At 66.6% G+C, this 17,184-nt stretch carries 17 protein-coding genes; 3 read left to right on the top strand and 14 right to left on the bottom strand.

Annotated elements, in window-relative coordinates:
* Window positions 1-15 precede the first annotated feature (15 nt).
* Window positions 16-1,476, bottom strand: coding sequence for an amidase (locus ACZ5TO_RS19395; RefSeq protein ID WP_464800875.1), 1,461 nt, complete (start codon window positions 1,474-1,476; stop codon window positions 16-18).
* 49 nt (window positions 1,477-1,525) lie between these two features.
* Between ACZ5TO_RS19395 and ACZ5TO_RS19390 the strand changes: the two genes are divergently transcribed.
* On the top strand, window positions 1,526-2,296 hold the full coding sequence (locus tag ACZ5TO_RS19390) for a helix-turn-helix transcriptional regulator (RefSeq protein ID WP_464800874.1): 771 nt from the start codon (window positions 1,526-1,528) through the stop codon (window positions 2,294-2,296).
* On the opposite strand, the gene ACZ5TO_RS19385 is transcribed toward ACZ5TO_RS19390, so the two are convergent.
* From ACZ5TO_RS19385 to tauA, 9 genes are all read right to left on the bottom strand, one after another.
* The gene (locus tag ACZ5TO_RS19385; RefSeq protein ID WP_464800873.1) at window positions 2,297-3,628 is read right to left on the bottom strand and encodes an APC family permease; all 1,332 of its coding nucleotides are present in this window, start codon (window positions 3,626-3,628) and stop codon (window positions 2,297-2,299) included.
* A 77-nt stretch (window positions 3,629-3,705) separates the two neighbouring features.
* Complete coding sequence (gene pta, locus ACZ5TO_RS19380; protein ID WP_464800872.1) at window positions 3,706-4,704, bottom strand: phosphate acetyltransferase; 999 nt, start codon at window positions 4,702-4,704, stop codon at window positions 3,706-3,708.
* The gene (locus tag ACZ5TO_RS19375) at window positions 4,704-5,741 is read right to left on the bottom strand and encodes a YeiH family protein (RefSeq protein WP_464800997.1); all 1,038 of its coding nucleotides are present in this window, start codon (window positions 5,739-5,741) and stop codon (window positions 4,704-4,706) included. The genes pta and ACZ5TO_RS19375 overlap by 1 nt, the downstream gene beginning before the upstream one ends.
* Before the next feature lie 70 nt (window positions 5,742-5,811).
* Window positions 5,812-7,587: a sulfoacetaldehyde acetyltransferase gene (gene xsc / locus ACZ5TO_RS19370; protein WP_464800871.1), complete on the bottom strand. Its 1,776-nt coding sequence runs from the start codon at window positions 7,585-7,587 to the stop codon at window positions 5,812-5,814.
* Between the two features lie 43 nt (window positions 7,588-7,630).
* A complete protein-coding gene (locus ACZ5TO_RS19365; RefSeq protein ID WP_464800870.1) occupies window positions 7,631-9,031 on the bottom strand; it encodes an NAD(P)/FAD-dependent oxidoreductase in 1,401 nt (466 codons plus the stop codon).
* Window positions 9,032-9,046: 15 nt separating this feature from the next.
* Window positions 9,047-9,433, bottom strand: coding sequence for a nuclear transport factor 2 family protein (locus ACZ5TO_RS19360; protein WP_464800869.1), 387 nt, complete (start codon window positions 9,431-9,433; stop codon window positions 9,047-9,049).
* Window positions 9,434-9,540: 107 nt separating this feature from the next.
* Window positions 9,541-10,368: an ABC transporter permease subunit gene (locus tag ACZ5TO_RS19355; RefSeq protein WP_184141141.1), complete on the bottom strand. Its 828-nt coding sequence runs from the start codon at window positions 10,366-10,368 to the stop codon at window positions 9,541-9,543.
* Window positions 10,361-11,173, bottom strand: coding sequence for a taurine ABC transporter ATP-binding protein (locus ACZ5TO_RS19350; protein WP_464800868.1), 813 nt, complete (start codon window positions 11,171-11,173; stop codon window positions 10,361-10,363). The genes ACZ5TO_RS19355 and ACZ5TO_RS19350 overlap by 8 nt, the downstream gene beginning before the upstream one ends.
* A 91-nt stretch (window positions 11,174-11,264) precedes the next feature.
* A complete protein-coding gene (gene tauA, locus ACZ5TO_RS19345) occupies window positions 11,265-12,284 on the bottom strand; it encodes a taurine ABC transporter substrate-binding protein (RefSeq protein ID WP_464800867.1) in 1,020 nt (339 codons plus the stop codon).
* A gap of 137 nt (window positions 12,285-12,421) precedes the next feature.
* On the opposite strand from tauA, the gene pdxR reads away from it, so the two are divergent.
* Window positions 12,422-13,909, top strand: coding sequence for a MocR-like pyridoxine biosynthesis transcription factor PdxR (gene pdxR / locus ACZ5TO_RS19340; RefSeq protein ID WP_464800866.1), 1,488 nt, complete (start codon window positions 12,422-12,424; stop codon window positions 13,907-13,909).
* Window positions 13,910-13,973: 64 nt separating this feature from the next.
* Here the strand turns inward: pdxR and nirK are convergent, their stop codons facing one another.
* The 4 genes from nirK to ACZ5TO_RS19320 form a co-directional block, all read right to left on the bottom strand.
* Entirely contained in the window at window positions 13,974-15,497 is a 1,524-nt protein-coding gene (nirK, locus tag ACZ5TO_RS19335) for a copper-containing nitrite reductase (RefSeq protein ID WP_464800865.1), read from the bottom strand.
* A gap of 110 nt (window positions 15,498-15,607) precedes the next feature.
* Window positions 15,608-16,249 carry a hypothetical protein gene (locus ACZ5TO_RS19330; RefSeq protein ID WP_464800864.1) on the bottom strand — a complete coding sequence of 214 codons (642 nt, stop codon included), beginning with the start codon at window positions 16,247-16,249 and terminating at the stop codon, window positions 15,608-15,610.
* Between the two features lie 10 nt (window positions 16,250-16,259).
* On the bottom strand, window positions 16,260-16,469 hold the full coding sequence (locus ACZ5TO_RS19325) for a hypothetical protein (RefSeq protein ID WP_464800863.1): 210 nt from the start codon (window positions 16,467-16,469) through the stop codon (window positions 16,260-16,262).
* A 5-nt stretch (window positions 16,470-16,474) separates the two neighbouring features.
* Entirely contained in the window at window positions 16,475-16,675 is a 201-nt protein-coding gene (locus ACZ5TO_RS19320) for a hypothetical protein (protein ID WP_464800862.1), read from the bottom strand.
* Between the two features lie 131 nt (window positions 16,676-16,806).
* On the opposite strand from ACZ5TO_RS19320, the gene ACZ5TO_RS19315 reads away from it, so the two are divergent.
* Entirely contained in the window at window positions 16,807-17,115 is a 309-nt protein-coding gene (locus ACZ5TO_RS19315) for a TehB family protein (RefSeq protein WP_464800861.1), read from the top strand.
* Window positions 17,116-17,184 lie beyond the last annotated feature (69 nt).

Genomic DNA, 17,184 nt, shown 5'->3' with positions numbered 1-17,184 from the left:
GGAACAGGCGATCGCCTAGAGGCCGCCCCAGTCCCACCCCGCCGGCCGGCCCGGTGCAAGGCCCGCCGTGCGAAGCGTCTCCTCGACGGCACCGCCCAGCGACAGGACCGCCTCGTCGGCGTAGCGCCGGCCGACGATCTGCAGCCCGACGGGCAGGCCGTCCTCGCCCAGACCCGCCGGCAACGACAAAGCCGGGCATTGCGGCAGAAGGTTGAACGGACAGGTCATGTCCAGCCCGCCGAAGCGGCCGTCGGGCAGGTCCGCGACATAGTCGTTGTCGTCCGCTTCGGCCGGGGGCGCGGTGACGGCGCAGGTCGGGCAAAGCAGCGCGTCATAGCGGGAGAAGATGGCGGCAAGGTCGCGCCACATCGCCGTGCGGAGCAGTTCCACCTTCTTGTAACTGGCGGCATCGAGCGTCCGGCCGCGCTCGATCAGCTCGACGACGATCGGATCCATGCGCGCGCGATGGTCCTCCAGCGTCTCGCCGAAGAACGCGGCCATGAAGACGCACCACAGATCGTACCACCGGTCGTTGACGGCCCGCGTCCAGCCGATCTCCACCGGCTCGACGACCGCCCCGGCGGTACGCAACGCCTCGACCGCCGCAAGGATGCGTCCGCGCACCGCAGGCTCCACGCTGTAGTAGCCGAGATCGAGGGAGAACGCGAAGCGCCGCCCCGCAAGCGGGCTTGCCGCCGCCTTCCCTGCCTCGAAGGAGAGCGGCAGCGAGGAAATATCCGCATCGTCCGGGCCGGCCGTCGCCGTCATGAACGCCACGGCATCGCCGACCGAGCGGGCCAGCGGGCCGAAATGGGAGATGTTGTCGAAGACGCTGGGCAGGATCGTCATGGGAATACGACCGAGGCTCGGCTTCAGGCCGACGATGCCGGTGAATGCGGCGGGGATGCGCACGGAGCCGCCCATGTCCGTGCCCTCGGCGAAGGGCACGACGCCTGTGGCGACGGCGACCGCCGAACCGCCCGACGAGCCGCCGCTGGTGCGCGCGGCGTTCCAGGGATTGCGGGTGATGCCCCAGCGCGGGCTTGCCGTGAAGCTGGAATGGGCGAATTCCGGCGTCGTCGTCTTGCCGATGAGGATCGCGCCCGCAGCCTCCAGCCGTGAGATACAGAGGGCGCTTTCGTCCGGGACCCGGTTACCGCTCGTCCAGGAGCCGAGCGTCGTCAGGTCGCCCTTCGTCGGCGTCAGGTCCTTGGCGGCGAAGGGCACGCCGAGGAGCGCGGGCAGGTCGCCGCCGCGCGCCACGCGCCGGTCCGCCTCCCGCGCCGCCGCAAGCGCCGCCTCCTCGCGAAGCAGCGTGAAGGCGTTCAGCGTTCCGTTCACCGCCTTCGCGCGCCGGAGCGATTCGGCGACGACAGCCTCGGCCGGAAACGCGCCGGAGCGGATGCCGTCGGCGATCTGCGTGGCAGGCAGGTCGAGCGGACGGGCGGGCGCTGGCGTGTGAGAAACAGTCTGCATGGTCGCGGACTCCGTGCTAGGTCTTTTCGAAAGGAAGAGGGGAAGGAACGTGGCGGCAGGTTCGGACGGGGCGGGCGGCTATATCGACCAGTGGAATGCGGGGCTTGCCGCGGCCGTATCGCTGCTCGGCGAAAGCGGCTTTCCCGCGGCGCTGGAGCGCGCGCTGAGGCAGCTCGTGTCCTTCGAGATGATGAACGGCTTTGCCTATGCGCCCGGCGGCAAGGCCTTCGACCTCGACAACGAGCGCATCGTCGGCGACCGCACCACCATCGTCGACCACTATCTCGCCGGCGCCTATATCCTCGATCCCTTCTACGATGCCGTCCGCAATCCGCCGCCCGGCGGCATGCTCATCATGCGCAAACTCGCACCCGACCGCTTCGCCGAGACGGAATATTACCGCCGCCACTACCAGGCGACGGGCATTGTCGACGAGATCGGCTTCGTGCTGAAGTTGAGGGATGCCGATGCGGTGCTGTCGCTTTCGCGCATGGGCGAGGTGCCGGCCTTCTCGCGCCGCGACATCGTCTGCCTCGAAAGTGCAGCGCCCGTCGTGCGCGCGCTTGCCGAACGGCACTGGCATGCCCGGCTCGATCCGGCCGGAGGCGAGGATGCCGCCGCGACGATCAGCCACCCGCTGCTTTCCAAGCGGGAGCTGGAGATCGTGACCCTCATCCTCAAGGGTCACTCGACCTATTCCATCGCCGCGACGCTCGGCCTTTCGCCCAACACCGTGAAGGTCCACCGCCGCCAGGCCTATGCCAAGCTCACCATTTCCAGCCAGGCGGAGCTGTTCCATCTGTTCCTCAGCCGGCGCTGATCATTCGGCGAACTCCATTTCCGGCGGCGCAAGCCGGAAGAAGCGGGTGAGATAGGCAAGATAGACCACGCCGACCGCCAGCCACACGATGCCGAGAAGCTTGGCGTTCCCGTCGAGGTTCCACAGAAGGAAGAGGTCGCAGACCGCGCCGGCCGCCGGAACGGCGAGCGCAAGGACCGGCCCGAGCGGGCGTACGATCGCATTGCCCTTGAAATAGAGTGCGATCACCGAGACATTGACTGCGGTGAAGGCGAGGAACGCGCCGAAGTTGATGAAGGACGTCGAGGTCGTCACATCGAGCGTCAGCGCCAGCAGGCCGACGATGCCGACGAGCACGAGGTTGAGAACGGGCGTGCGCCATTTCTCATGCAGCTTGCCGAAGATACCGGCCGGCAGCACGCCGTCGCGGCCCATGGCGAAGAGCAGCCGGCCGACGCTGGCCTGCGCGGCAAGGCCGGAGGTGAACTGCGCCACCACGAGCGTTGCCAGGAAGATCGTCACGAAGAGATCGCCGCCGATCATCAGCGCGATTTCCGACGCGGCCGCATCGACCGAGGCGAATTCGCCGCCCGGATGGGCAAGCTGCGTGATATAGGCCGCGCCCGTGAAGATGAGGCCGCCGATCACCGCGATGATCATGATCGCCCGCGGCATGGTGCGGGTCGGCTCGCGCGTCTCCTCCGTCAGCGTCGAGACGGCGTCGAAGCCGAGGAACGAATAGGCCGCGATGGCGGCGCCTGCGACGGACGCGCCGAACGGCACCGAGGCGTCGAAGAACGGCCGCACGGAGGCAAGGCCACCGGTCCCGTTGATGGCGACGACATAGCGGGCGGCAAGCGCGACGAAGACGACCAGCACCGTGAGCTGCACCAGCATCAGCACGATGTTGACCCGGTTGGCAAAGGCGATGCCGATGACGTTCACCGCCGTCGTCAAAACGATGAAGCCGACGATCCACAGCCAGGCCGGCACGGACGGGAAGGCCGAGGTCAGGTAGGCCGCGCCGATCAGCCAGATGACCATCGGCAGGAAGAAGTAGTCGAGCAGCACCGCCCAGCCGACGAGGAAGCCCGCGCCGGGGTTGAGCGATTTGCGGGCATAGGTATAGGCAGACCCGGCGACCGGGTAGACCTTGGCCATGATGCCGTAGCTTACCGCCGTCAGGAAGATCGCGAGCGCCGCGATGAAATAGGCCATTGCCGTCGTGCCGTCGCTCGCCGACGCAAGGGCGCCGAACGTGCCGAACACGATCATCGGCGTCATGTAGGCCAGCCCGAACAGCACCACGGACCACAGGCCAAGAGTCCGGTCGAGTTTGATTGTTTGTGTCATGATCCCCTCCTCCGAATGACGGCGTGAAGGGTCGGGGAAGATGGCCCGCAAGCCAATAACCCCAGGGTATTAGGCCCTCACCCGCTCGCCGCCTGGACGACCGTGACGGCGATCATATGGAAGACATCGTCGGCGTTGCAGCCGCGCGAGAGGTCGTTGGCGGGTTTTGCAAGGCCCTGCAATATGGGGCCGATGGCCGTCGCGCCGCCGATGCGCTGGGCGATCTTGTAGCCGATGTTCGCCGCATCGAGATTGGGAAAGACGAAGACGTTCGCTTCGCCGTGCAGGGCCGATTGCGGCGCCTTGGCGGCACTGACGGCCTCGACGAAGGCGGTGTCGAACTGCAATTCCCCGTCGATGACGAGGTCGGGAGCCGCCGCATGGGCAAGGCGCGTCGCCTCCACCACCTTGGAGACGCGCTCGTGGGCGGCGCTGCCGGCCGTCGAGAAGGAGAGCATCGCCACCTTCGCCGGCTTGCCGGCGAGCGCCTCGTAGGAGCGCGCCGACATGATGGCGATATCGGCAAGGCCGGCCGCATCGGGATCGACCACCAGCCCGCAATCGGCGAAGACGAAGGCGCCCTTCTTCACATGGTGCGAGGCGCAGAGCATCATCAGGAAGAAGCTCGACACGAGGCCGGCGTCCGGCGCACGGCCGATCACCTGGAGCGCGGCGCGCACCGTATCGGCGGTGGTGGCGACCGCCCCGCCGACCGTTCCATCCGCCTCGCCTTCCCGCACCATCATGGCGGAAAAGACGAGCGGCGAGCGGACGGCTACGCCCGCAGCGGCGTCGTCGACACCCTTGCTCCGGCGCAGCGCGTGGTAGGCAGCGGCAAAGCCCGGCGTCAGCGGCGAGGACGCCGGATCCTCGACGCGGATCTCGCCCGGTTCCGCGCCCGCGGCGGCAAGCCGCGCCTCCACCGCCTTGCGGTCGCCGACGAGGGTGATGCGGGCGATGCCGGCGCGCGACGCACGCACGGCACCCTCGACGATGCGCGGGTCCTCGCCTTCGGCAAGAACGATATGGCGGGGAGCAGCCTTCGCGGTTTCGAGAATGCGATCCAGCGGCTTCATCACGCATGCCCCAGATAGTGGATGCCGACAAGAATGAAGAGGCCGATGAAGACGGTCTCGGCCACGACGAGCGCGACGGCGTCGCCCCCGACATCCAGCACGCGGCGGAGCGAGGTGCGCATGCCGACCGCGACGATGCCGGCAAGCAGCGCCCAGCGCGAAGCTTCCGTGCCGGCCTTGGCCGCCATTTCCGGGATGAGGCCGAAGGAGTTGAGCGCGGCGAAGATGAGGAAGGCGACGACGAAGCCCGGCAGCAGTGGCGGGCGCTTGCCCGTCTCGCCTTCCGGCTGCGGCACGTTGCGCAGGACAAGCGAGAAGATGAGCACCACCGGCGCCAGCGTGGTGACGCGGATGAGCTTGACAAGCGTCGCCGTCTCGCCCGCCTCGGGCGACACGGAAAAGCCGGCGCCGACGACCTGCGCCACGTCGTGGATCGTGCCGCCGAAGAAGATACCGGTCGCCCGTGCGTCAAGCCCCAGCGTCTGGGCGAGAATCGGGTAGGCGATCATGGCGAGGGTGGAGAGCACCGTGACCGAGAGCACGGTGAAAATGAGGTTGCGCTCGGAGAACTCGTTCTTCGGCAGCACGGCGGCAATCGCCATGGCGGCAGAGGCGCCGCAGATGGCGACGGAGCCGCTGGTCAGCAGCGCCAGCCGCCAGCCGCGGCCGAGCAGCCGCGCCGCGATCAGGCCGAAGCCGATGGTGGCGGCGATGGCCGAGACGAGCAGCAGGATGGTGCTGGCGCCGAGCCCGATCAGAAGATCGACGCTGATGCGCATGCCGAGCAGCGCCACGCCGATCCGCAGCACCTTCTTGGCGCAGAAATCGATGCCGGCGACGCAGCGCCCCTCCTCCGAGAGGAAATGGAAGGCGATGCCGAGCAGCAGCGCCATCAGCATGGCCGGCGCGCCGTAGTGATCGGAGAGGAACTGCGCGGCGACCGCCACGGCGGCGGCCACCGCGAAACCCGGCCAATAGGTGAAGAATCCCGAGGGCACGCCCCGGAAACGGTCTTGGACAGAAGCGGCGAAGGTCATCATGTCGTTCCGGTCGCGTGGGGAAGCCTTGCCCGCCCGGTCGTCCGGGCGGGCGTCGCGTCTTGGGAAATCAGGCGCGCTGCTGCGGGCGCATGTCGGCGGGATCGATGCCGGCGACCGGCACCGGCTTCTTCATCGCATCGCGCCGGAAGGGCTCGCCGAGCTCCTGGTTGAGGATGACCTCCACGAAGGTCGTCACGCCGCGTTTCTGGTCCTCGATCGCGGTGGAGAGCGCCTCGGTGAGGCCGGCGGGCGTGTCGACGGCGACGCCCTTCAGGCCGCAGCCCTCGGCGACCTTCGCGTAGCTGAGGTTCGGGTTCAGCTCCGTGCCGACGAAGTTGTTGGAATACCAGAGCGTCGTGTTGCGCTTTTCCGCACCCCACTGGTAGTTGCGGAAGATCACCATGGTGATCGCCGGCCAGCCCTTGCGGCCGATGGAACCCATTTCGTTCATCGAGATGCCGAAGGCGCCGTCGCCGGCAAAGCCGACCACCGGCACGTCCGGGCAGCCGATCTTCGCACCGACGATGGAGGGGAAGCCGTAGCCGCAGGGACCGAACATGCCCGGCGCGAGGTATTTGCGCCCCTCCTCGAAGGTCGGGTAGGCGTTGCCGATGGCGCAGTTGTTGCCGATGTCGGTGGAGACGATCGCCTCCTTCGGCAGCGCCGCCTGGATCGCCCGCCAGGCCTGGCGCGGCGACATGCGGTTCGGCTCGCGGTTGCGCGCGCCCTCGTTCCATTCGGTGCCCGGGTCGTCGTCCTCGTGGTCCATCGACGAGAGCTGCTGCTGCCAGGCCGAGCGAGTCTGGTGGACCGCCGCCTTGCGCTCCTCGCGGCCGGCATCGCCCGCCGAGGGCGAAAGCTGCTCGAGGATCTGGCTGGCGACCTGCCTGGCGTCGCCGCAGATACCGACGGTCACCTTCTTGGTGAGACCGATGCGGTCCGGGTTGATGTCGACCTGGATGATCGCGGCGTTCTTGGGCCAGTAGTCGATGCCGTAGCCGGGCAGCGTCGAGAACGGATTGAGCCGGGTGCCGAGCGCCAGCACCACGTCGGCGCGGGAGATGAGCTCCATCGCCGCCTTCGAGCCGTTGTAGCCGAGCGGGCCGACCGACAGGCGATGGCTGCCGGGGAAGGCGTCGTTGTGCTGGTAGCCGCAGCAGACCGGGGCATCGAGCCGTTCGGCGAGCGCCATGGATTCACCGATGGCACCGCCGATGACGACGCCGGCGCCGTTGAGGATGACCGGGAACTTCGCTTCCGAGAGGAGCTTTGCCGCCTCGGCGATCGCCTGCGGGCCGCCGGACGGGCGCTCGAAGCGCACGATGGCCGGCAGGTCGACGTCGATCACCTGGGTCCAGTAGTCGCGCGGGATATTGATCTGCGCCGGGGCGCAGCCGCGCCAGGCCTTCTCGATGACGCGGTTCAGCACTTCGGGAATGCGCGAGGGATCGCGCACCTCTTCCTGGTAGCAGACCATCTCCTTGAACATCGCCATCTGGTCGACTTCCTGGAAGCCGCCCTGCCCGATGGTCTTGTTGGCCGCCTGGGGCGTGACCATGAGGAGCGGCGTGTGGTTCCAGTAGGCGGTCTTGATGGCGGTGATGAAGCCGGTGACGCCCGGGCCGTTCTGGCCGATGGCGATGGACATGGTGCCGGTCGCGCGGCTGAAGCCGTCCGCCATCATGCCGGCATTGGTCTCGTGGGCGCAGTCCCAGAACGTGATGCCGGCCTTTGGGAAGAGGTCCGACACCGGCATCATGGCCGAGCCGATGATGCCGAAGGCATGTTCGAGCCCATGCATCTGGAGAACTTTGACGAAGGCTTCCTCGGTGGTCATTTTCATGGCTGCTTCCTTTCCTTGCGGAATTGATCGGTGTTTCGGGCGGTCAGAGGATTTCGTCGCGGAGGTAGTACCAGCGGTACATCCCCCATTGGCCGAGCCGGCGGAACGGCGTTAGGAGGCCGTGGCTCGGCAGCGGCGAGGTGAAGATGGGAAGGTCGAGCCCGGCGCCCTTGCCGGCGACCATCTGCGCCATGCGCCGTCCGGCCTGGGCCGAGTACATGACGCCGTTGCCGCCATAGCCCATGGCGTAGAACAGCTTCTGGGACGGGTCCGGCTGGAAGATGCGGGGCATCATGTCGTGGCTGACATCCACCCAGCCCCACCAGGAATAGTCGATCTCGATGCCGCGCAGGACCGGGAACTTCCGGTAGAGGCCCTCCAGCAGCAGCGCCAGGTGCTTCGGGTTGGGCGCGTCGCGCCCGGTGATGGCGCTGCGGCTGCCGATCTGCACGCGTCCGTCGGGCAGCATGCGGTAGTAGTGGCGCAGCGTGCGTGTGTCGGTGAGCGGAATGCGCGCCTTGAAGTTCAGCGCGTCGCGCTCGCCGTCCGTCAGCACCCGCGTGACGACCGAGTTCGACAGGATCGGCATCAGCCGCCGGCTGGTCAGCGCGCTCATCCCGGCGGAGGTGTAGCCGGCCGTCGCGATGCAGACGATGCGGGCGCGCACCGTTCCGCCCGGCGTCGTCAGGTAGTGCATGCCGCCCTTCGCCTTGCAATCGAGCACGGGGCTCGACGTATGCACCTTCGCGCCGAGGCGGCGGGCGAGCTTCAGGTAGCCGAAGGCAAGCTTGGCGGCGTGGATGCCCATGCCGTCCGGCTCGTACATCGCACCGCGCGCCTCCTCGTCGCGAACGAAGTCGCTGTGGACCTCGCCGCGCGAGACCATGCGGGCGCGGTAGCCGAAGGTATCGTTGAGGACGCGCACCTCGCTTTCGAGCGCCGGCAGGACCTTGTCGCGGTGGGCGATGTAGAGGTGCCCGCCGTCCTGCGGGTCGCAGTCGATCTCCGGCTCGCGGATAAGCGAGCGGAAGAGGTCGAAGCCCTCGGATATCTCGGCATGCAGCTTGCGGGCGACGTCGACGCCCCAGCGGGCGATCCATTGCGAGCGCTTCAGGCGGCCGGCGGAAATCTGCGCCTGCCCGCCGTTGCGGGTGCTGCATCCCCAGGCGACGCCGTTCGCCTCCAGCACCGTCGCCTTGATGCCGTGCTCGCGGGCAAGGTGGATGGCGCAGGAAAGGCCGGTATAGCCCGAGCCGATGATGGCGACGTCGACATCCATGTCGCCCGTCACCGGCCCGTCGTCCTCCGGCTCGGGACCGGCGGTGCCGATCCAGTAGGTGGGCGCATAGTCCTTGCCGGTGCCGGGGCTTGCGGCATGTTCGGGATCGTAGGCGGGATCGAACGGTTCCCGGCCGGCCTTGAGGGAGGTGGTGTGCTGCTGCATGGCCTTGCTCCCAACCTAGTAGCGCGGCGGCAGGACCGGCCGGTTCTTCCGGAAGGCCTGCTTGCGGACGATCTTTCCGTCGCGGAAGGTGAAGAGGTCGCAGCCCTCCGCCACGACGCGGCTGCCGTCGGCGGCCGTGCCGGAGAAGGTCCATTCCGAGACCCCCCGGTCGCCGTCGACGAAGTGGCTGTGGTCGCCCCATTCGGCATCCGGCATCGCCGTCCACACGCTGCTGAACGCCTCCGCGATCGCCGCTCGCCCGGTGATCCGCGTGCCGTAGACCTCCGGCCCGCCGACGGCGTTGAAGATGCAATCCTCCGCGAAGAAGCGCATGACCCCGTCGATGTCATGCCGGTTGAAGGCATCGAACAGACTTTTGAGATCGGTTGCAGAGAGTGTCATGGTCCTGTCCTTTGGTGTCGAAAGGCATGGCTTCGCCGTCGACGGGAAACGCCGTCTTCAAAGGCCGCCAGGCCGGATGCGAATGGAGTGTCGGGTCGGTTGCCGGGCTAGATGCGCCCCTTCCAGGGGATCAGCACCTTTTCGAGGTAGCGGATCAGAAGGTCGAAGGCGAAGGCGAAGATGCCGATGATGAAGATGCCCATGATCACCGTGTCGCTTTCGAGGTTCTCGGCCGCGTTGAGGACCATGAAGCCGAGGCCTCGGTTCGCCGCGACCATTTCGGCCGCCACCAGCGTCGTCCAGCCGACGCCGATGCCGATGCGCATGCCGGTGAAGATTTCCGGCAGGGCCGCCTTCATGATCACCTGGCCGATGACCTGGCCGCGGGTGGCGCCCATCGCATAGGCCGCATGGATCTGCTCCGTGGAGACCGAACGCACCCCTGCCCTTGCGGCGATCGCCATCGGCGCGAAGATCGCCAGATAGATGAGGAACACCTTCGGGAATTCGCCGATGCCGAGCCAGATGATGACGAGCGGCAGGTAGGCGAGCGGCGGCAGCGGGCGGTAGAATTCGATGATCGGATCGAAGAGACCGCGCACGATGCGGTTGACCCCCATCAGGATGCCGATCGGCACCGCCGTCACCAGCGCCAGCAGGAAGGCCCCGAAGACGCGGGTGAGGCTGGCGAGGGTATGCTGCGTCAGCGTGGAGTTCGAGACCCCCTCCGTCAGTGCCAGCATGAACTTGTCCCAGACCGCGAGCGGAGAAGGCAGGAACAGCGGTTTGACCCAGCCGGATTCCGTCACGAGGAACCAGAGCGCGACGAGCACGAGGGCTGTAAGGAGGCTGATGAAGCCGCTGTTCCCGTCGCCGGGGGCGCCGAAGATCTTGCCGGGCCTGACCGAACGGGTCCTGTTCACTCTCTCAAGCATGGGCCACCTCCGGGTTGCCGGATTCACGTTCGTCGCCATAGATGATGCCGAGCACTTCCTCGCGCATGCGGATGAATTCCGGGCTCGACTTGATCGCCCGGGCATTGCCCTCGGCAAGGAAGCGGCGGTTGAAGTCGAGCTCGTAGGTATGGGTGATGCGGCCGGGGCGCGGCGACATGACGATGAGCCGCGAGCCGAGGAACAGCGCTTCCTCCACGCTGTGGGTGATGAAGAAGAACATCTTGTTGGTGAGCTGCCACACCTTCAGGAGCAGTTCCTGGATGGTCTCGCGCGTCAGGGCGTCGAGCGCGGCCATCGGCTCGTCCATCAGCAGCATGGCGGGATCGCAGGTCAGCGCCCGCGCGATGCCCACGCGTTGCTGCATGCCGCCCGAAAGATGGTAGATCATGTGGCGGTGGAAATCCTGAAGCCCCACGAGGGCGAGGTTCTTGGTGGCCAGCTCCCGCCGCGTCGCCTTGTCGACGCCGCGCAGCTTCAGGCCGAATTCGGTGTTCTCGATGACGTTGAGCCAGGGCAGCAGGGCGTGCTTCTGGAAAACCACGCCGCGCTCGGCGCCGGGGCCGATGACCTGATGATTGCCGAGCGTGATGTCGCCTTCCGAGGGGGCCATGAAGCCTGCCATCAGGTTGAGCAGCGTCGTCTTCCCGCAGCCCGAAGCGCCGAGCGCGACGACGAAATCGCCGCTCCTGATGGTCAGATTGACCCCCTTCAGGGCGATCACCGCCTGGTCCGAGTAAAGGCCCGGATAGGTCAGACTGATATTCCTGACGCTAAGTGTTTCCATGAGAAATGCCTCCCTGCACCCCGGTCACGGTCTGTAAGCGATGACGCACGCACCGGCCGCTCCCACGGCCGGCGCATCCGGCGGGCGCCTTTTACTTTGCGGCCGCCTTGGCGAAGTCTGCATTCACGAAGGGCGCGTAGTCGTCGAGCGCCTTGCTGATCTGCTTCTGCTCGACGAGGAACCGTGCGCTTTCGTTGAGCGCCCGGGTCGCGCCGCCGCCGAGCCAGGTATCGGAGGCCTGTTCGTCCGCATTCGGGAAGGACAGGAGCTCCAGCGCCTCGACCGTGCTCGGGCCGTCGCCGCCGATCAGCTTGACGATGCCCTGGACCTGGGAAGAGTCCGCCGTCCAGGCCGCCTTGTCGGCATTGTAGTCCGCATAGGACTGGGCGAGAACCTTGGTGAAGGCCTCCATGAGCTTGGGGTTTTCCGCCGCCCAGCTCTTGTCGACGACAAGGCCGTCGAAGGTGGGAACGCTCGCCGCGCCGATGACCTCGGAATCGGAGATCGTCTTGCCCGTCTTCTGGATTTCCGAGAGCGCCGGCGGCCAGACATAGGCGGCATCGATATCGCCGCGCTGCCAGGCCGCGACGATCTGCGGCGGCTTCAGGTTGAGGATTTCCACCTCGCGCGGATCGATCTTCCAGACGGAATTGAGACCCACGAGCAGATGGAAGTGCGAGGTGGACACGAAGGGCACGGCGACCTTCTTGCCCTTGAGGTCTTCCGGCTTCTCGATGCCGGAGCCGTCGCGAGCAACCAGCGCCTCCGACTTGCCGATATTGTCGAGGATCCAGAAGAGCTGCAGGTCGACGCCGCGGGTTGCGGCCGCGGCCGTGCCGGTCGAGCCGATCACGCCGATCGGCACGTCGCCGGAGGCAAGTGCCGTCGTGATGTCGCCTGCCGACGAGAACTGGCGCCAGTCGATCTTGTAGCCGGCCTCCTTGGCGGCCGCATCGAAGCGGCCGTCGGCGATGGCGGCCACGAACGGGCCGACGATCTGCTGGTAACCGACCACGAGGCTGGTTTCTGCGTAAGCCATGCCTGACACGGCAAGGCCGGCCACGAAGCTGGTGGCGGCGGCCAGGCGTTTGAATTGTCTTGAAAGCATCATCGTTCCTCCTCATCGATTGGTGCTTGAGCCGGTTGCCCCGGTCTTCTTGACAAAAGTGATAAATGCGGTGCCCCGCTTGCGTTATACCCAGTTTGGAAGTTGAATAAATCCAGATCATTTGGCCTGGAGCGGATTTCGTGCGCACCAACGTATCCGAGACGATCTTCTTCATCGACCGGGAAAGTGGGCTCGGCCTGCAGGCCCAATTGCGCGAGACGGTAGTCTCGGCGGTGCTCGCCGGGCGCATCCAGCCGGGCGCGCACCTGCCCTCCACCCGCAAGCTCGCCGACTATCTCAACATCTCGCGCATCACGGTCACGCTTGCCTATCAGGAGCTCGTCTCCCAGGGCTATGTGGAGGTCGCCAACCGCAGCTCCTACCGCATATCCGGCAACGCACCCGGCAAGGCGCTCGACAACGACCGCCCGTCGGCCGGCTCCGATCCGGTCGACTGGAGCAGCAAGATCAAGATGAGCTTCGGCGTCGTGCGGCAGATCCCCAAGCCGCTCGACTGGCGGCGTTATCCCTATCCCTTCCTCTATGGCCAGATGGATCCCTCGCTCTTCGACCTCAATGCCTGGCGCGACTGCGCGCGCCGGGCATTGGCGCGCGAGGACTTCATCCTGATGGCAAGCGACTTCGCCGCGGCCGACGACGTGCGGCTCGTCAACTACATCTGCTCGCGCACGCTGCCGCGGCGCGGCATCCACGCCAATCCGGACGAGATCCTCGTCACCGTGGGCGCGCAGAACGCGCTCTGGATCGCGACGCGGCTGATCCTCGAAAAGGGCTCGAGCGCCGTCTGCGAGAACCCCTGCCATCCCGATATCAGCGCATCGCTTTTCCTCAGCGGCGCGAAGGTGACGGCCATCGACGTGGATGGCGAGGGCTTGCCGCCGGATGCGTTGCCGGAAAACGTCGATGCCGTCTTCGTCACGCCGAGCCATCATTCGCCGACGGGCGCAACCATGCCCATCGACCGGCGCGCGCGGCTGCTGGAGGCGGCGGAGGAGAAGGACTTCGTGATCGTCGAGGACGACTACGAGTTCGAGATCAGCTATCTCGCCCCGCCCTCGCCGGCCCTGAAGGCCTTCGACGCCACGGGGCGCGTGCTCTATATCGGCAGCTTCTCGAAATCGCTATTTCCCGGCCTGCGGCTCGGCTATCTCGTCGCGCCCGCCCCGTTCATCCGCGAGGCGCGGGCCCTGCGCTCGCTGATGCTGCGCCATCCGCCCGGGCACCTCCAGCGCACCGCCGCCTATTTCCTGGCGCTGGGCCACTACGATGCCGTGCTGCACCGCATGCGCACCGAATACCACAAGCGCCACGTGCTGATGGGCGATGCGTTGCGGCGGGAAGGCCTGACGATCGCCGGCTCCTGCGACTTCGGCGGCACGTCGTTCTGGATGGAGGGGCCGGAAGGCCTCGACGCCGACCGCCTCGTGCGGGAGTTGCGGCAGGACGGCGTGCTCGTCGAATCCGGCTCACCGTTCTTTCCGCAGAACAACCGGAGCTGCCGCTATTTCCGGATGGGCTATTCGTCGATCCCGGGCGCCAACATTCCGGAAGGCATCGCAAGGGTTCGGGCCCGGATCGACCGGCTCATGGAAACGGAAGCGGGTTGAAACCGGGAAGACGGACCGCCAGACGCCCGCGGGAGATTTCCCCGCGGGCGTCTTCCTGCCGGTCCTATTCTGCGCCCTGGTCGGCGGGGCCGGCGTGCATCGTGGCGTCGTTCTCGGGACCGTCGACGATGAGATACCCCGCAAGCCCGCGCTCGGCACGCGACAATGCGTGGTCGACCAGCACATAGTGCCCGCCGCGATCGATCTTGAAGTCGACGATCGTGGCACCGCCCGGCGGCACGGTGACGGTCTGCACGTTCGTCGTCGGCGGCGTGGTCACGCTGCCGAAGGCATAGACGTGGTCGAATATCTCGCCGATGACGTGGAAGGACGAAGTGTAGTTCGGCCCGCCGACGCCGAAGAAGATGCGCACAGTGTCGCCGGCATTGGCATAGAGCGGATGCGATTTCGTCAGCGCTCCGACGGCCCCGTTGAAGAGGAAATATTCCGGCCGTTCGGAGGACAGCTTGTCGTAGTCCATCTCCATGTCGCCCTTCGTACCGAAGGGCTCGACCGTGTAGAGCTCGCCCTGCATGACGTAGAACTCGCGGTCGACCTGCGGCAGGCCGCCCTCGGGCTCGACCAGGATCATGCCGTACATGCCGCTGGTGATGTGATGCGCGACGCTGGGCGTGGCGCAATGATAGACGTAGATGCCCGGTTTCAGCGCCTGGAAGGTGACGACGCTTTCTTCGCCCGGCGCGGTCTGGGTGAAGTCCGCTCCGCCGCCCGGGCCGGTCGCCGCATGGAAATCGACCGAATGCATCATTACGCTGTCGGACGCGTTCTTCAGGTGGACCTCGACGGTGTCGCCGACGCGAACGCGCACGAAGGGCCCCGGCACCTTGCCGTTGAACGTCCAGTAGACATAGGTCGTGCCGTCGTCGAGCCGGCCCTTCAGCTCGACCGTCTCGAAATCGACGCGCACCACCTGGGCCGGCCGCGAGCCGATCGGCCCCGGCAGGTCGGCAGGATCATGCACGATGTCCGCCGCATCCATGTCCATCGTCTCGCGGGCGCCCGGCATGACGCGCAGGAGGCCTTCCATGCCGGCAAGCCTGTGGCCGGCGATGGAGCAGAAATAGGCGAATTCGCCGACCTTATTCGCCGTGAAGGAGAAGGTGGACGAGGCGTTCTTGCCGACGACGACGGAGGAACGCGCCGCATACTGGTCGATGACCACGTCGTGCTCGGCGCCTTCACCGTTGATGAGGTTGATCTGCACGATCTCGCCTTCGTGCACCATCAGATCGGGATTGACCTGCCCGTCGATATCGCCGCCGACGCCGATATAGACCATGCGGCCGGCCGCGATGCCGGTCCTGAGGGTGAAGGTGGTGGCGCTGTGGTAGCTCGTGCCGAGCGCCGGATCGGCCCGCTGCTGGCCGGCATCCCCGCCGGACGCCTGTCCGCTTGCCGGCTGGGCGGCGTGATCGTGGGTCTGCGCCTCCGCGGGCACCGCGAGGAAGGCCATCGCCGAAAGGCCGATTGCCGCCGCGACGGTGCGCCCCATCCGCCGGGCAATGATCGTGTGGACCGAAAGTGCCGCTGCAACGGCCGTGAGGACGAGTAGAACCGGATCCGTCATGATGTCTCCCTCTCCTTGCGAATTCTGCGTTCCCTGACCGATCGTCTAGCACGGTTGCGAAAGGCCGGATTTGCGGAACGTCAAGAAAGGGGCCGATCCGGCGGCAGGCGCTAGCCGGCGAACTCCCACGGGCGGACATGGACGAGTTCGGGATCGTCGGCGTGCTCCAGCAGCATGCGTGCCACCCGCTCCTGCCAGAGCGCCGCGAACATGGCCTCTTCGTCCACGTCCGCCGTTCCTGCCGCGACCTTCGGAAAGAGTGCCCGAATCCCCGTTGCCGGCGGCACCGGGGCGGTGTCGAGGTCGAGAACGACGCCGCTGCCGGTATCGCGCCGGCGCAACGCCATGAGGCCGCGTATGGGCGCATCGAACCGCAGGAGATCGCGGCGCGCGAAGCGGCGGTTCATTCCGATGCCGCCGAAGCCGGTCTCGGGCGCGGCGCCGGTCAGCAGCGTCGCGATCGCCGCGACGACGCCGGTCGTGCCGTCATCGCGCGCATCACGCATATGGACTTCGATATTGCCGCGCTCGGGCATGTCGTCGCCATAGAGCCGGGCGAGACCCTTGCGGATCATCAGGTAGGCGCCGGCAACGGTCGGGCAGGAATGCCCGGCGAGCTTTACCGCATCGGCATAGCGATAGGTGATGGTGCCGCCCGCCGATGCGCCGAAAAACGCCGCCAAAGGCTCGCGCAGCGTAATGGCGGGGACGCGGTCGAAGAAATCGGGAAAATCCATGTGTGCCTCCGTCATTCGTCAGGGTTCATTCCGCGGCAACCGGAATTTCGGCTTCCGCGAGATCGGCCGCCCGGGCCGCCGCGACCGCGAGCCAGTCCCGGTAGAGGCAACGATCCTCCTTGGAGAAGGAAGCGCGCCGACGCATGTCGTCGAACGTCTCGCCCGGATGGCAGCGGTCGTAGTCGTCGCGCACGAGCGCTTCGAGAGAGGCGAGGCCCTTGAAATCGCGTGACATGATGCTCACGCCTTCCTGCCCGCGGCACGCCGGCCATGGTCCGAAGGCCCGCCGCCAGATCGCTCACAATCCTCGACGGCGGTGACGAACCAGCCCGGGCAATTGCCAAGTCCCTGGCTGACGACGGCGAACATGATTTCGAGGCGCTCCGCGCGCTCGAAAGACCCTGCCCTTTCCCGCCTGAAGACGGTTTCGATTTCCTGCATGATGTCGCCCTCCGAAAAGATATATTCAGAATGTATCTTTTAAGACGGGACGACAAGGACTATTTTGTCGCGCCTGCGGCCCCCCGTATTTTCTTTCACCGCAAGGCCGCCCGGTTCGCATGGAGGAACAGATGGCAACCATCCCGGCGCAGATGCCAGAGGGCTTCGAGGCATACGGCCGCTCCCCGGACTTCACCCCTGAGACGCTGCCCGCCCGACTGCAATCGGCCCACACGACGAAGGCCGGCACATGGGCGATGCTTCATGTCATCGAGGGCGAAGTCCTCTACCGGCTCGAACCGCCCCATCACGGCGAGCAGCGCGCAAAGGCCGGCGAAGCGATCGTGATCGAGGCCGAGGTCCCTCATCGCGTCGCCTTCACCGCGCCGGGACGGATCTTTGTCGAGTTCTACAGGAAGAAAGATAGCGGCACGCCCTGACGGGCCGGCGCCGGTCACCGCCAGTAAAACATGATAAAATAACTCCAGTAATTTGATGTGGATCAAATT

The organism is Shinella sp. Sh6 (genome assembly GCF_055392685.1).
Note: the sequence above shows the minus strand (reverse complement) of the source record. Positions and strands in the feature narration are given on the sequence as shown.

Coding starts and splice junctions, on each gene's coding strand:
- ACZ5TO_RS19395 (WP_464800875.1), bottom strand. CDS start 1,476: ATGCAGACTGTTTCTCACACGCCAGCGCCCGCCCGTCCGCTCGACCTG.
- ACZ5TO_RS19385 (WP_464800873.1), bottom strand. CDS start 3,628: ATGACACAAACAATCAAACTCGACCGGACTCTTGGCCTGTGGTCCGTG.
- pta (WP_464800872.1), bottom strand. CDS start 4,704: ATGAAGCCGCTGGATCGCATTCTCGAAACCGCGAAGGCTGCTCCCCGC.
- ACZ5TO_RS19375 (WP_464800997.1), bottom strand. CDS start 5,741: ATGACCTTCGCCGCTTCTGTCCAAGACCGTTTCCGGGGCGTGCCCTCG.
- xsc (WP_464800871.1), bottom strand. CDS start 7,587: ATGAAAATGACCACCGAGGAAGCCTTCGTCAAAGTTCTCCAGATGCAT.
- ACZ5TO_RS19365 (WP_464800870.1), bottom strand. CDS start 9,031: ATGCAGCAGCACACCACCTCCCTCAAGGCCGGCCGGGAACCGTTCGAT.
- ACZ5TO_RS19360 (WP_464800869.1), bottom strand. CDS start 9,433: ATGACACTCTCTGCAACCGATCTCAAAAGTCTGTTCGATGCCTTCAAC.
- ACZ5TO_RS19355 (WP_184141141.1), bottom strand. CDS start 10,368: ATGCTTGAGAGAGTGAACAGGACCCGTTCGGTCAGGCCCGGCAAGATC.
- ACZ5TO_RS19350 (WP_464800868.1), bottom strand. CDS start 11,173: ATGGAAACACTTAGCGTCAGGAATATCAGTCTGACCTATCCGGGCCTT.
- tauA (WP_464800867.1), bottom strand. CDS start 12,284: ATGATGCTTTCAAGACAATTCAAACGCCTGGCCGCCGCCACCAGCTTC.
- nirK (WP_464800865.1), bottom strand. CDS start 15,497: ATGACGGATCCGGTTCTACTCGTCCTCACGGCCGTTGCAGCGGCACTT.
- ACZ5TO_RS19330 (WP_464800864.1), bottom strand. CDS start 16,249: ATGACGGAGGCACACATGGATTTTCCCGATTTCTTCGACCGCGTCCCC.
- ACZ5TO_RS19325 (WP_464800863.1), bottom strand. CDS start 16,469: ATGTCACGCGATTTCAAGGGCCTCGCCTCTCTCGAAGCGCTCGTGCGC.
- ACZ5TO_RS19320 (WP_464800862.1), bottom strand. CDS start 16,675: ATGCAGGAAATCGAAACCGTCTTCAGGCGGGAAAGGGCAGGGTCTTTC.
- ACZ5TO_RS19315 (WP_464800861.1), top strand. CDS start 16,807: ATGGCAACCATCCCGGCGCAGATGCCAGAGGGCTTCGAGGCATACGGC.